This window comes from Mycolicibacterium mageritense (genome assembly GCF_010727475.1).
Lineage (GTDB): Bacteria > Actinomycetota > Actinomycetes > Mycobacteriales > Mycobacteriaceae > Mycobacterium > Mycobacterium mageritense.
The window spans coordinates 349,853-364,303 of sequence record NZ_AP022567.1 but is presented as its reverse complement, the minus strand read 5'-3'; the positions used below and the strand labels follow the sequence as shown (position 1 = coordinate 364,303).

General features: G+C 68.7%; 7 protein-coding genes. 2 read left to right on the top strand and 5 right to left on the bottom strand.

Annotated features, from left to right (window positions below):
- Position 1: 1 nt before the first annotated feature.
- From G6N67_RS01745 to G6N67_RS01735, 3 genes are all read right to left on the bottom strand, one after another.
- Complete coding sequence (locus tag G6N67_RS01745; protein ID WP_036437534.1) at positions 2-1,306, bottom strand: MFS transporter; 1,305 nt, start codon at positions 1,304-1,306, stop codon at positions 2-4.
- A 135-nt stretch (positions 1,307-1,441) separates the two neighbouring features.
- The gene (locus G6N67_RS01740; RefSeq protein ID WP_036437531.1) at positions 1,442-5,143 is read right to left on the bottom strand and encodes a multifunctional oxoglutarate decarboxylase/oxoglutarate dehydrogenase thiamine pyrophosphate-binding subunit/dihydrolipoyllysine-residue succinyltransferase subunit; all 3,702 of its coding nucleotides are present in this window, start codon (positions 5,141-5,143) and stop codon (positions 1,442-1,444) included.
- Between the two features lie 176 nt (positions 5,144-5,319).
- Positions 5,320-6,069, bottom strand: coding sequence for a hypothetical protein (locus G6N67_RS01735; protein ID WP_036437529.1), 750 nt, complete (start codon positions 6,067-6,069; stop codon positions 5,320-5,322).
- 179 nt (positions 6,070-6,248) lie between these two features.
- On the opposite strand from G6N67_RS01735, the gene G6N67_RS01730 reads away from it, so the two are divergent.
- Positions 6,249-7,514, top strand: a complete 1,266-nt coding sequence (locus G6N67_RS01730) for a multidrug effflux MFS transporter (RefSeq protein ID WP_036437526.1) — start codon at positions 6,249-6,251, stop codon at positions 7,512-7,514.
- Positions 7,515-7,618: 104 nt separating this feature from the next.
- Positions 7,619-9,562 (top strand): MFS transporter, encoded by a 1,944-nt coding sequence (locus tag G6N67_RS01725; RefSeq protein ID WP_036437523.1) that lies wholly within the window; start codon positions 7,619-7,621, stop codon positions 9,560-9,562.
- A 122-nt stretch (positions 9,563-9,684) separates the two neighbouring features.
- Here G6N67_RS01725 and G6N67_RS01720 read toward each other — a convergent pair whose 3' ends face one another.
- Positions 9,685-11,040 carry an FAD-binding oxidoreductase gene (locus G6N67_RS01720; protein WP_036437521.1) on the bottom strand — a complete coding sequence of 452 codons (1,356 nt, stop codon included), beginning with the start codon at positions 11,038-11,040 and terminating at the stop codon, positions 9,685-9,687.
- Positions 11,037-14,447, bottom strand: a complete 3,411-nt coding sequence (locus tag G6N67_RS01715) for a TM0106 family RecB-like putative nuclease (protein ID WP_036438554.1) — start codon at positions 14,445-14,447, stop codon at positions 11,037-11,039. The genes G6N67_RS01720 and G6N67_RS01715 overlap by 4 nt, the downstream gene beginning before the upstream one ends.
- Positions 14,448-14,451: the final 4 nt, after the last annotated feature.

The window sequence follows — 14,451 nt, the reverse complement described above, 5'->3', positions numbered from 1 at the left end:
GTCAGTGCTGTGGTTTCAGCAGCAGCGTCGCGACCACGCTGATGGCCGCCGTACCGACCAGATAGGCGCACGCGTACCAGGGCCTGCCGTCGCCCGTCGCGATCAGCGCGGTCAGGATCAGCGGGGTCAGCCCCGACGCGTACACGCCAGAGAGCTGATACACCGTCGACAGTCCCGTGTAGCGCGTGCGCGTCGGGAACAGCGACGCGTACAGCGTGCCCTGTGCACCGTAGAACCACGCGTGAATCACGCCGAACGCCAACAGCATTCCCACCGCATAGGCCGCGATGCTGCGCGTGCCGAACAGCAGGAACGCCGGGAACACCACGAGGCCGTACGCGGCGATGCCACTTGCGTAGACCGTGCGGGGACTGAACCGGTCGGCCAGCAGACCCGAAACCGGCAGCAGCACCGCCATCAGCACCGCCGCGGCCGTCACCACGACCAGCACCGGAACCTTCCCGAGATGCAGCGTCGCGGTCGCATACGAGATCGTGAAAACGCCCCACGTGTTGAACGCCGCGCCCTCGCCCCAGCGCGACAGCAGGCCGAGCACCGTCGACCGCAGTGTCGGCGGCGTGAAGATCTCTCGCAGCGGCACCGAGGCCCGGTCGTCGTCGCGGCGGATCTGCTCGAACGCCGGAGTCTCGGCGACCCGGAACCGCACCACCACACCGAAGATCACCAGAACGATGCTGATGAGGAATGCGATGCGCCAGCCGTAAGACTGGAACGCCTCGGCGGACAGCGCGAGCTGCAGCACCACGAACACGCCCGTGCCAAGGGCCAGCCCGAGCGCCAACCCGACTTGCGGGATGCTGCCGAACAGGCCGCGGCGGTGGCGCGGGCTGTGTTCGACGGCCAGCAGCACCGCACCGCCCCATTCGCCGCCGAGTGCGAAACCCTGGACGACGCGCAACACCAGCAACAGGATCGGTGCGAGCACCCCGATCTGCGCGGCCGTCGGCAACAGGCCCATCAGCGCTGTCGCGCCACCCATCAGCAGCATCGTCAGCGCGAGGGTGCGCTTACGGCCGATCCGGTCGCCGACGTGGCCGAACACGAAGCCACCGATGGGCCGCACGACGAACCCGACCGCGAACGTCGCGAACGCCAGCATGGTGCCCACATACGAGCTCTGGTCGGGGAAGAACGCATGGTTGAAGACCAGGCTGGCCGCTGTCGCGTAGAGGAAGAAGTCGTACCACTCGATGGTGGTTCCCACGACGCTCGCCAGCACGGCGGTGCGTACTGCCTTCGCGTCGTGCGGCGCCGCGGAAGCGACCGGGTCAGCTGCGATAGTCACCCTAGATGGGTAGCCGCCTGTCCGTGGGCCGCCCAGGGTTGTGCGCGCGGTGATTCGAATGCGTCCGCGCCCGCTTCGACGAAAAGGTCGCTGTCACCCAGGTGACCGCGACCTTTTCGTCGAGTTCGGAACCTCCTACGAGGCGAACACCTCGTCGATGATCTCCTGCTGTTCGACCGCGTGCACCTTCGACGAACCCGAGGACGGCGCGCTCATGGCCCGGCGCGAGATGCGCTTGATGCCGGTGAAGTAGTCGGGCAGCACCTCGGGCAGCGTCAGACCCAACGACGGCCAGGCACCCTGGTTTGCCGGTTCCTCCTGCACCCAGAACTTCTCCGTGACGTTGGGGTAGCGGTCCAGCGTCTCGGCCAGGCGGCGCTTGGGCAGCGGCGCGAGTTGTTCGAGACGAACGATCGCGACGTCGTCACGGTTGTCCTTGGCCTTGCGGGCGACGAGGTCGTAGTAGATCTTGCCGCTGCACAGCACGACCCGCCGCACCTTGCCGCGGTCGCCGTCACCGTCGGTGTACGTGGGCTCCTCCAGCACCGAGCGGAACTTGTTCTCGGTGAAGTCGCGGATGTCGCTGACGGCGGCCTTGTTGCGCAGCATCGACTTCGGCGTGAACACGATCAGCGGGCGCTGGATGCCGTCGAGGCCGTGGCGGCGCAGCAGGTGGAAGTAGTTGGCCGGGGTCGACGGCACCGCGATGGTCATCGAACCCTCGGCCCACAGCTGCAGGAAGCGCTCGATGCGGCCCGACGTGTGGTCGGGGCCCTGGCCTTCGTGGCCGTGCGGCAGCAGCAGCACGACGTCGGAGAGCTGGCCCCACTTGGCCTCGCCGGAGCTGATGAACTCGTCGATGATCGACTGGGCGCCGTTGACGAAGTCGCCGAACTGCGCCTCCCACAACACCATGGCGTCGGGGTTGCCCACCGAGTAGCCGTACTCGAAGCCGACCGCGGCGTACTCGGACAGCGCGGAGTTGTACACCAGGAACTTGCCGCCGGTGGGGGTGCCGTCGGTGTTGGTGGCCAGCAGCTGCAGCGGCGTGAACTCTTCGCCGGTCTTGCGGTCGACGATGACGGCGTGGCGCTGTGTGAAGGTGCCGCGCTGCGTGTCCTGACCCGAGAGTCTGACCAGCTTGCCTTCGGCGACGAGCGATCCGAGGGCCAGCAGCTCGGCGAAGGCCCAGTCGATCTTGCCTTCGTAAGCCATCTCCCGACGCTTCTCCAGGACAGGCTTGACGCGTGGATGCACCGTGAAGCCATCCGGCAACGCCAGGTGTGCGTCGCCGATGCGCGCCAGCAGTGACTTGTCCACCGCCGTCGCGAGCCGCTGCGGGATCTGCTGGTCGGCCTCCACCGATTCGCTCGGTTCGGCCGCGTGCTTCTCCAGCTCACGGACCTCGTTGAAAACCCGCTCCAGCTGGCCCTGGTAATCACGCAGGGCGTCCTCGGCCTCTTTCATCGAGATGTCACCGCGGCCGATCAGGGCTTCGGTGTAGGCCTTGCGGGAGCCGCGCTTGGTGTCGATGACGTCATACATGTACGGCTGGGTCATCGACGGGTCGTCGCCCTCGTTGTGCCCGCGGCGGCGGTAGCACAGCATGTCGATGACGACGTCCTTCTTGAACGCCTGGCGGAAGTCGATGGCCAGGCGCGCCACCCAGGCGCAGGCCTCCGGGTCGTCGCCGTTGACGTGGAAGATCGGCGCGCCGATCATCTTGGCCACATCGGTGCAGTACTCGCTGGAGCGGGAATCCGTTGGCGCCGTGGTGAATCCGATCTGGTTGTTCACCACGATGTGGATGGTGCCGCCGGTGCGGTAGCCACGCAGCAACGCCAGGTTCAGCGTCTCGGCGACCACGCCCTGGCCGGCGAACGCGGCGTCGCCGTGCAGCATGAGCGGCACCACCGAGAACCTCTGCGAGCCTTCGGCGTCGGCGCCGTCGTCGAGCAGATCCTGCTTGGCGCGGACCAGTCCCTCCAGGACGGGGTCGACGGCTTCCAAGTGGCTGGGGTTGGCCGTCAGCGACACCTCGATGTCGTTGTCGCCGAACATCTGGATGTAGTTGCCCGACGCGCCCAGGTGGTACTTCACGTCACCGGAGCCGTGCGCCTGCGACGGGTTCAGGTTGCCCTCGAACTCGGTGAAGATCTGGGAGTAGGGCTTGCCCACGATGTTGGCCAGCACGTTGAGCCGGCCGCGGTGCGGCATGCCGATCACGACCTCGTCGAGGCCGTGTTCGGCGGCCTGGTCGATCGCGGCGTCCATCATCGGGATGACGGTCTCGGCACCTTCGAGCGAGAAGCGCTTCTGCCCGACGTACTTGGTCTGCAGGAAGGTCTCGAACGCCTCGGCCGCATTGAGCTTGGACAGGATGTACTTCTGCTCGGCGACCGTCGGCTTGTCGTGCTTGATCTCGATGCGTTCCTGCAGCCACTTCTGCTGCTCGGGCTCCAGGATGTGGGTGTACTCGACGCCGACGTGGCGGCAGTACGCGTCGCGCAGCACCGAGAGCACGTCGCGCAGCTTCATGTACTGCTTGCCTGCGAACCCGTCGACCTTGAACTCGCGGTCGAGATCCCACAGCGTCAGGCCGTGCGTGAGCACGTCGAGGTCCGGGTGCGACCGGAAGCGGGTCTTGTCGAGGCGCAGCGGGTCGATGTCTGCCATCAGGTGACCGCGGTTGCGGTACGCCGCGATCAGCTCGATGATGCGCGCGTTCTTGTCGGTGATCGAGTCCGGGTTGTCGGTGCGCCACCGCACGGGCTCGTACGGGATGCCGAGTTCGCGGAAGATCTCGTCGAAGAACTCGTCGTCGAGCAGCAACTGGTGGATGGTGCGCAGGAAGTCGCCCGACTCCGCACCCTGGATGATGCGGTGGTCGTAGGTCGAGGTCAGGGTGATCAGCTTGCCGATGCCGACCTCGTTGATGCGTTCCTCGCTGGCGCCCTGGAACTCCGCCGGGTACTCCATGGCGCCGGCGCCGATGATCGCGCCCTGGCCCGCCATGAGCCGCGGCACCGAGTGCACGGTGCCGATGGTGCCCGGGTTGGTCAGCGAGATGGTCACGCCCGAGAAGTCCTCGGCCGTCAGCTTGCCGTCGCGGGCGCGCCGCACGATGTCCTCGTAGGCCGCGATGAACTGGCCGAAACGCATTGTCTCGCAACGCTTGATGGCCGCCACGACCAGTGAGCGGCTGCCGTCCTTGCCGGGCAGGTCGATCGCCAGGCCCAGATTGGTGTGGGCCGGTGTGACGGCGTTGGGCTTGCCGTTGACCTCGGCGAAATGCCGGTTCATGTTCGGGAACTTCTTGACCGCCTGCACGATCGCGTAGCCCAGCAGGTGGGTGAAGCTGATCTTGCCGCCACGCGTGCGCTTGAGGTGGTTGTTGATGACGATGCGGTTGTCGATCATCAGCTTGGCCGGGATGGCCCGCACGCTGGTGGCGGTCGGCACCTCCAGCGACGCGTTCATGTTCTTGACCACGGCCGCCGCCGCGCCACGCAGCACCTGGTTCTCGTCGCCCTCGGCGGGCGCGGGGGCGGTCGCGGCGGGCTTCGCCGGCTTGGCAGGCTCTGCCGGTTTGGCCGGCTTTGCGGCGGGAGCGGGAGCGGGAGCAGGGGGCGGTGCGGTGGTGGTCGTCTGGGCCGGCACCGCCGGTGCGGCGGGCTGGCCGTTGGCGGCCGACGTGTCAGCGGCCGGTTCGGGGGAGTAGTCGACCAGGAACTCGTGCCAACTCGGATCCACCGAAGAGGGATCCTCGCGGAACTTGCGATACATCTCCTCTACCAACCACTCGTTCTGACCGAATGGTGAAGGTGAACTGGTCACGGCAGCTGCTCGCCTCGATTCTGGTGTCCGGCAAGCTCTGGCAAAACGCTCGCCGCTCGTCTGTTCTGCTACGGCGGTTCAGCCCCGCTTGACCGCCGCCTAAAGGCTAGCGCCTTTGGCCTCGCGCCGACCACGGCACCGGGCATCTGTGCCGGCCGGCGCAACGCCGGGGTGGGTCAGGGCTGTGCGGGCGGCAGCACGTGCAACGTCGCGGGCCACCGCGGCGGCGGCGCACCGAACGCTTTGCGGGCGTTGCCGACGATCTTCTTGCCCATCAGGCGGTTGCCCACGCCACCGACGACGGCGCCGATGCCGACCGGCAGCATCTTGCCGAACGCCATCGCGCCGCGCTTGAGCGTGTACTTCTTGACGAAGTACTTGAGCAGCCGTGAGTTGAGCTGCGAGACCGCGGGCAGCGGCAGGGTCGCCGCGCCGTCGGACAACCATGCGCCGCTGGTCCGCCCACTGCCCAGCAGGTCGGCGACCGCGTGCTTGCTGTCCTCACCGACCAGGACCGACAGCACCAGCGCGCGGCGGCGTTCGCGGTGCTCGGCGGGTATGCCGTGGACCTCGGCGACCGCGAGCACGAACACCGACGTGGCCTCGAGAAACACCACCGTCTCGCCGGCCACGGCCGACAACGCGGCCAGCGTGCCGATGCCGGGGAACGCTGCGGCCGAGCCGACCGCGGCGCCGCTGGCCATCACCGCGGCCACGTAGTGCTTCTCCAGCTTGGTGATGATCTCGGCGGGCGTGGCGTCGGGCTGGTGGCTGCGCAGCCGGTCCACATAGGCGCGGACCGCGGGTGCCTGCACCCGTGAGCTGCGTTCGATGATGGCCGACAGCACCTTGGCCGCGGTGCTGGGATCCTCGTCCGCACCGTCGCGGACTGCGGGCAACTGACTCTTGGTGGACCGAGCGCTCACTGTCGGGGCCTCCCCAGGTGCGTACCGATTGGACATCGGCTGACTGTCCAGGCTATCGCCTTCTGACGCCGGAACAACGAACGGTAACCCGCGCCGCGTGCCCGGCAGTGACACTGGTCACTGCGGCCGTGGTCAGCGCGGTTGGAATAAAAAAATGATATGCGTGGCTAATTAACCTCATGGCATCATCGGCCGACGTGGATGAGACGAGAGTGGTAGACACGCCGAGCCGCATCAGGATGATCCTGGTGCTGGGTGCACTCGTGGCGCTCGGGCCGCTCACCATCGACATGTATCTGCCCGCCCTGCCGAGGATCGCCGACGAACTGACGGTGTCGTCGTCTGTCGCGCAGCTGACCCTCACGGGAACCCTCGCGGGGCTGGCACTCGGGCAGCTCGTCGTCGGTCCGCTGTCGGATTCGCTCGGCCGCAGGCGCCCGTTGATGGCAGGCATCGTGCTGCACATGGTGGCGTCGGTGCTGTGCCTGCTGGCGCCGAACATCGCGACGCTGGGTGTGGCGCGCGGGCTGCAGGGCATGGGCGCGGCCGCGGCGTCGGTCGTCGCGATCGCCGTCGTCGGCGACCTGTACACCGGAACGGCCGCCGCAACCATGATGTCCCGGTTGATCCTCGTGCTCGGGGTCGCGCCCGTGCTCGCGCCGTCCCTGGGCGCCGCGGTGCTGCTGCGCGGCTCCTGGCACTGGGTGTTCGCGGTGCTCGTGGTGCTCGCGGGCGGTCTGCTGTTGATGGCGGTGCTGGCGTTGCCGGAGACCCTCGAGGTCTCCCATCGCAGACCACTGCACGTCCGCAGCATTCTCGGCACCTATGCCGAGCTGCTCCGGGATACCCGGTTCGTGATCCTGGTTTTCGTCGCGGCGCTCGGCATGTCCGGGCTGTTCGCCTACATCTCGGCGGCACCGTTCGTGCTGCAGGGCCGGTACGGGCTCAACCAGCAGGCGTTCGCGCTCGTGTTCGCCGCGGGCGCGATCGCGCTGATCGGGTCGACACAGTTCAACGTGGTGCTGCTGAGGCGGTTCACGCCGCAGGCCATCACGGTCGCGGCACTGGTCGCGGCGTCGGTGGCCGGTCTGGTGTTCGTGGGGTTGACCGTGGCCGACATCGGCGGCCTGGCCGGGTTCCTGATTCCGGTGCTCGCCGTGCTGACCGCGATGGGGCTCGTGCTGCCCAACGCGCCCGCGGTCGCGCTGTCCCGGCACCCCGATGCGGCAGGCACCGCTGCCGCGCTGCTGGGTGCCGCGCAGTTCGGTCTCGGTGCCGCGGTGGCGCCTCTGGTCGGTGCGCTCGGCAACGGGGCACTGGCACTGGCCGGCATCATGACGGCCGGCATGGTGATCGCACTGCTGGCGCTCCTGGCCGTCGGCGGGCGGCGTGGCGACGATGCTGAGGCGGAGCTGCCCGCCGACATCGTCGTCGAGCCGGCCTGACGCGGCCGGGGACACCCCGGACTTGTCCCGATAGCGGCGGGTCCGTAGCGTCGGCTGGGCCGTACCAATGCTGTACCAGGTTGCTGTACCCCTACCGATACCTCATGTTCCAGTCTCTGAGTGCCCGCCTCGAGGGTCGCACCGCCAACCGGGTTGGGAGTGTGCGGCCCGGCAGCCCGTGGCATGCCCTGTGGGCCATGATGGTCGGCTTCTTCATGATCCTGCTCGACGCCACCATCGTGGCCGTCGCCAATCCGACCATCATGGAAGAGCTCGGCGCCGACTACGACGGCGTGATCTGGGTGACGAGCGCCTACCTGCTGGCCTACGCCGTCCCCCTGCTGGTGGCAGGGCGGCTCGGGGATGTGCTCGGGCCGAAGAATCTCTACCTTGCGGGCCTCGCGGTGTTCACGGCCGGATCGCTGTGGTGCGGCCTGGCGGGCAGCATCGAGATGCTGATCGCGGCCAGGGTCGCCCAGGGCATCGGCGCGGCATTGCTGACGCCCCAGACGTTGTCGATGATCACGCGGATCTTCCCGGCCGAACGCCGCGGCGTCGCGATGAGTGTGTGGGGCGCGACGGCCGGGGTCGCGACGCTCGTCGGCCCGATTGCAGGCGGCGTGCTCGTGGGCGGCCTCGGCTGGCAGTGGATCTTCTTCGTCAACGTGCCGATCGGCATCATCGGTCTGGGGCTCGCGGTGTGGCTGGTTCCCGCGCTGCCCACGCAGTCCCACCAGTTCGACCTGATCGGCGTGGTGCTCTCCGGCGTCGGGATGTTCCTGATCGTGTTCGCATTGCAGGAGGGTCATTCGCATCACTGGGCGCCGTGGGTGTGGGGCCTGATGGCCGTGGGCGTCGCGGTGATGGTGGCGTTCGTGTACTGGCAGTCGGTCAACACCGGTGAACCGCTGATCCCGCTGCGGATATTTGCTGACCGCGACTTCAGCCTGGCCAACCTCGGGGTGGCCACGATCGGGTTCGCGGTCACCGCGATGATCCTGCCGCTGATGTTCTACGCGCAATCGGTGTGCGGGCTGTCACCGATCCGGTCGGCCCTGCTGACCGCGCCCACCGCGATCGCGAGCGGTGTGCTGGCCCCGCTGGTCGGCCGGATCGTGGACCGCACGCACCCGATGCCCGTCATCGGCTTCGGCTTCTCGGCCATGGCCATCGGCCTGACCTGGCTGTCGATCGAGATGACCCCGACGACGCCGATCTGGCGGCTGGTGCTGCCGCAGATCCTGATGGGTGTGGGCATGGCGTTCATCTGGTCGCCGTTGGCGGCCACCGCGACCCGCAACCTGGCCGGCGAACTCGCGGGTGCCGGCTCGGGTGTGTACAACGCGACCCGGCAGGTGGGCTCGGTGCTCGGCAGCGCGGGCATCGCGGCGTTCATGACGTGGCAGATCGGCGTGCAGCTGCCCGGGTCGGCGGTGCAGGCTCCGCACGGCGAGACCATGACCCTGGTGCTGCCGCAGTTCCTGCACGAGCCGTTCGCGGCCGCGATGGCGCAGTCCATGCTGCTGCCCGCGTTCGTGGCGTTGTTCGGCGTCGTCGCCGCACTGTACCTGCGGGGCTTCACGGCCCGGCCCGTCACCGCCGTCGACGCGGACGACGACGAGGACACCGACGAACCCACCGAAGCGCTGCGGGTCATCGGGTCGGACAACCAGTTCCTGCCGGCCTATCCCGACGACGACGAGTACGTCGAGTTCACGCTCGACCACGAGCCACCATCGCCTGCCCCCACGGCGGTGGACCGCGCCGATCCGGTCACCGAACCACTGGCCACCGCAGCCCAGGCACCGGTCTCCGAGCCCGACCGGCCGCACGAGGATCCGTGGCAGGCCATCCTCGCCCAGCTCATGGAAGACGTGCCGTCACAACCCGACGACGAGCCGATCGGGCACGCCCACAACGGCTTTCACGTCGACCACAAACAGCGGTTCCGCAAGCTCGCGCCGCCACGCCAGGTCAACGGCAACCACTACGGCGGCGATCCCGACGACAACCCGTCCTACGGCAGGCACTCCCGCCCGGGCGACTAGCTTTCCGGGCGCGCAATTTTCCCTGCGCGAGTTTCCCTGCGCGAGCAGACGCGCGCGTACCCAAAAATGGGCGTTTACGGGTACTTTCGCGACTGCTCGCGGGAGGAACTCGCGCGAAAAACTCAGCTGAACAGCACAGCGCGGTTGAGATAGCGATCGGGGTCGAATGCGGCCTTGACCGTGCGCATCGCGGCGATGTCGGCCGCGGTGCGTGACATCGCGACGTAGTCGCGTTTGCGGGTGCCGACGCCGTGCTCGGAGCTGACGTTGCCACCGTGCTGGGCGATCAGCGCCATCATCTCCGAATACAGGTCGCGTTCGGCATCGCCGAGGGCGCAGCGCAGCACGTTGAGATGCAGATTGCCTTCGCCGACGTGGCCGAACAGCACCGGAATCGCTTGTGGCGCATGCTCGGCGATGAGCGCGGCTGCATCCGCCGCGAACTGCCGGATCGCCGACAGCGGCAGCGACACGTCGAATTTCAAAGGCGGTCCGAACAATCCGAGCACCTCGGCCACCGACTCCCGCACCTGCCACAGCCGCTGCTGCGCGTTGGCGTCGACCCCGACTGCGGGTTCGCCGGCCATGCGCGCGTCGCCGAGGGCGTCGGCCAGCCGGTCGGTCTGATCTGTATCGCCCGCCAGCTCGATCAGCAGCTGCCACGCGCCGTCGACAGGTGCGGGCACCCCGAGATGTTCGGCGGTCAGCGCGCTGGCCTTCGCGTCGACCAGCTCCAGTGCCGCGATGCCGTCGAGATCCCGGAATACCCGGCCGGTTTCGACCAGGGCGTCGAGATCGGCGAAACCGCAGATCGCCGTCACCCGGTGCGTCGGTGCCGGATGTAGCCGCAGATCGAGTGCGGTGATCACCCCGAGGGTGCCCTCGGCGCCGACGAACAGCGCGGCGAGGTCGTAGCCGGTGTTGTCGCGGCGCACCCGGCTGTGCCTGCGCACGATCGTCCCGTCGGGCAGCGCCACCTCGAGGCCGATCACCTGCTCGCCCATGTTGCCGTAGCGCACGGTTCGCAGCCCGCCGGCGTTGGTTGAGGCCATGCCCCCGACGGTGGCCGAGTCGCGTGCGGACAGGTCGACGCCGAACACCAGGCCCGCGGCCGTGACCGCACGTTGTACGGCAGCCAGGGGGACGCCCGCGCCCACGCTGACCCGACGTTCCACGGTGTCGACGTCGCCGATCGTGGTGAGCCGCTCGGTGGACAGCAGCACATCGCTGTGTTCGGGGACGGTGCCCGCCACCAACGACGTCCGCCCGCCCTGCACGGTCACGCAGACACCGGACTCCCGGCAGGCCCGCAGCACCGCCGCGACCTCCTCGGCACTGCCCGGCCGCACGAGCGCGCTCGCCTGACCCCGGTAGCGCCCGGTGTGGTCGACCGAGCGGCCGGCGAGCACGTCGGGATCGGCGGTCACGTAGCCGGTGCCGACGATCGCCGCGAGGGTTCCGGTAAACGTTTCGGTCACTCCGACGGTGTATCACAGCTCGGCAGGGCCAGGAACGCGCCCAGCTCGACGAGGCCGGCCGGGGTGCCCGGCAGGTACTCGGTCAGGTGTGCCGACCGCACGATCACTGCCGCGTACTTCGCCCGGCTCACGGCCACGTTGAGCCGGTTTCGGTTGAGCAGGAACGAGATTCCGCGTGGCACGTCGTCGATTGACGAGGCGACCATCGAGATGAACACCACCGGCGCCTGCTGGCCCTGAAACTTGTCGACCGTGCCGACCCGCACATCGGTGAACCCGGCCGAGTCCAGCCGCTGCCGCAGCGTCACCACCTGAGCGTTGTACGGCGTGACCACCATGACGTGCTCAGGGGCCAGCGGCCGCGTGCCGCGCTCATCGGTCCACGGCATTCCGACCAGCCGCGCGGTCTCGGCGACGATGGCGTCGGCCTCTTCCGGGCTGTCGGTGGCATTGCCGTCGTGGTCGACCTGCAGCACCCGCACCCCGGGCGGATAACCGTCGAGCCGGCGCGCCGTCGTCACCGCATCCACCGAGCGAAGCCGCCCGTCATAGGACAGCTTCGACACGGCCGAGCACACCGCCGGATGCATGCGGTAGGAGCGATCGAGGAAGTAGCCCAGCTCGGCCGGAAGAGTGTGGCGGCCGTCGACGAGCCAGCCCAGCGCCGACGTGTCCACCGGTTCGGGATGCGTGCCCGCGCTCACCTGCGGCAGCTGCTGGGGATCGCCGAGCAGCAGCAGATTGGCGGCGGCCGGCGCCACCGCGATGGTGTTGGCCAGGCTGTACTGCCCGGCCTCCTCGACCACCAGCAGATCGAGGCCGCCCCGCGGCACGCGGCTGCCATTGGCGAAATCCCATGCCGTGCCGCCGATCACGCAGCCGCGGTGGTCGGCGATGAACATCGGATAGTCCTTTTCGCCGATCTCGGTCCAGACCGGATCGTCGCCGTGCGGCTTCTTCGCGACCGAGCCGGCGTCCACCCCGGCCGCGATCACGTCGCGGAACAGGTTCTCCACCACGGCATGTGACTGCGCGACCACGCCGATGCGCCAACGGTGCTCGTTGACCAGCCGGGCGATCACCGCGGCCGATGTGAACGTCTTTCCCGTGCCTGGCGGGCCGTGCACGGCCAGGTACGACGAATCCAGATCCAGCAGCGCCGCGGTGATCGCGTCCTGCACGCGTTCGCCGCTCTGGGGCAGCGCAGCGCCGCTGCGGGTGCGTGGTGGCCTGCGCAGCAACAGGTCGACGACGGGGTTCGCCGGCAGTGCGGGCAGCCCGGCCGCGAGCTGGTTCGCGGTCGCGTCGATGGACTCGCGCAGTGCCGTGGTGCGGATCGGCGGGCCGGGAGTCAACGCGAACGGCACCTGGTCGAACACCGTGCCGTCCTTGGGTTCCCGTTCGACGATCAGCACCTCGGTGGGTGCGGATGGGTCGTCGGCTTCCAGCACCTGGACCGAACCGAACGCGCGCCGGTCCGGGTCGTCGGTCAGCCCGTCGGGTGCCGGCGGCTCGTAGAGCGCGTACATCTCCCTGCTCAGCTCGCCGGTCGCCAGTGCGCCCCTCAGGCGAACCCGGCGTTGCGGCTTGCGAGCCCGGGGCGGAGTGTGCCAGTCGGTCTCGACGATCGCCTCGTCGGCCACGAAAACGTCTGTGCCGTCGGCCCACTCCTCGACCGGATGATTCAGCCGGTCGAAGTGGCCCCACCAGAACGGCTTGTCCTCGCGGCGGTGGTAACCGCGGGCGGCTGCAACCATGGCGACGGCCTGCTGCTCGGGGCGCCGGGCGCCGTCGCCGACGAAGCGCCGCAGCGTACGCGCCAGCAGATCCTCGGGTTCCACGGGCGCGCTGCGGCCGACCGGTTGCGCACCCATGGGCGGCACGCTCGATTCGATCGCCCGGTTGATGAGCCAGTCCCGCAGCTTGCGGGTGGACGTGCAGTCGTAGCGGTTGTAGTCCTCGATCTCCTTGAGCACGATGGCCGCGTCGTCGTCGCGGCCTTCGGCGCGCAGCGCACAGTACTGCGCGTACTGCGTGATCGAGTCGGTCGCGGTGGTGACGTCGCCGCTGCGCAACTGCGCGCCCATGTACAACGGCTCGAGCGACTTGAGGCTGTAGTTCTCGGTACCCACGCGGATGCTCTTGCGTACCAAGGGATAAAGGTCGACCAGCACGCCGTTGCGCAACAGCTCGTCGACCGTGTCCTCGCCTTCGCCGTAGCGCCCCGCGAGCCGCAGCAACGCGGTCTTCTCGTAGGCGGCGTAATGGTAGACGTGCATGTTCGGGTGCCGCTTGCGCTGCTTCTGGACCAGCTTGAGGAAGTCGCGCAGCGCTCGCCGCTCCGACTGCCGATCATGGGCCCAGAGCGGGTGAAAGTCGTTGTCCGACTTGGTGCCGAGCACGCCGAACAGATACTCCAGGCCCCATTCGACGCCGTCGGCGGTCCACAGCGGGTCGCCCTCGAAGTCGAAGAACAGGTCACCCTTGTCCGGGTTGGGCAGCTGCATGAGCGGTTGGGTGTCGACCACCTCGTAGGGCGGCTTGCCGTCGTCGCGGGGTGCGCGTTGCAGGCGGGCCTGCGCCGTCAGGTTCGTGAGGATGCGCGGGTGCACACCGTCGACCGGTCCGTGATGTGCGGCCAGCTGCCCGACGGTGGTGATGCCCGCGTCGATGAGCCGCGCACGTTGGCTGACCCGCATGCCCGCCACCAGCAGCAGATCGTCGTGGGCGCGGACCTGCGCGGCACATTCCGGGCAGCGGAAGCATGCGCGCACGTCGGTGTTCTCCCAGTCGACCGGCCGGTCGGAGGCCAGGTGCGTGTCGAGCAACCGTTGCAGCGCGGCGCGGCGCGGCCGGTACACCGGCAGCAGCTCGTCGACCGGGTAGGAGCTGGTGGCGCCGTCACCCAGCACGAGCTCGACTTCGGGCGCCACCGGCACCCCGGCGGCCGTGAGCGTCTCGCTGTAGGCGGCCAGTTGCAAGAGCGCCTCGACCTTGACCGACCGGGCGAGCTTGGTGTCGCGCAGCGTGTACCGCTCACCGTCGTACACCAGGAAATCGGCGAACCCGGCGAAGCGGCCGTCGAACATCGCGGCCTGGTAGATGACCGGCGCCCGGCGCTGCACGGCCGCCAACGTCTGCTCGGCGGCCGCGGTGAGCCCCGCAACGGTGTAGGGCGGCCTGCCGATCACCGTGACCGACGCGTCGACCCTCAGCTCGTCGAGATGGCGCTGTTCGTGCTCACCACCGAGTTGTGCGGTGCGCGCGAGCAATTCGTCTTCCGCCGCGACCCGCGGGCCACGGCCCAGTTGCGCGTCGAACGAGCGCAGCAGCGCGTACTCGCAGCGCGCGGCCGCGGCAAGGTCCGATGCGCTGTAGATGACCATGCCGTCATCTGTGACGAACACGCTG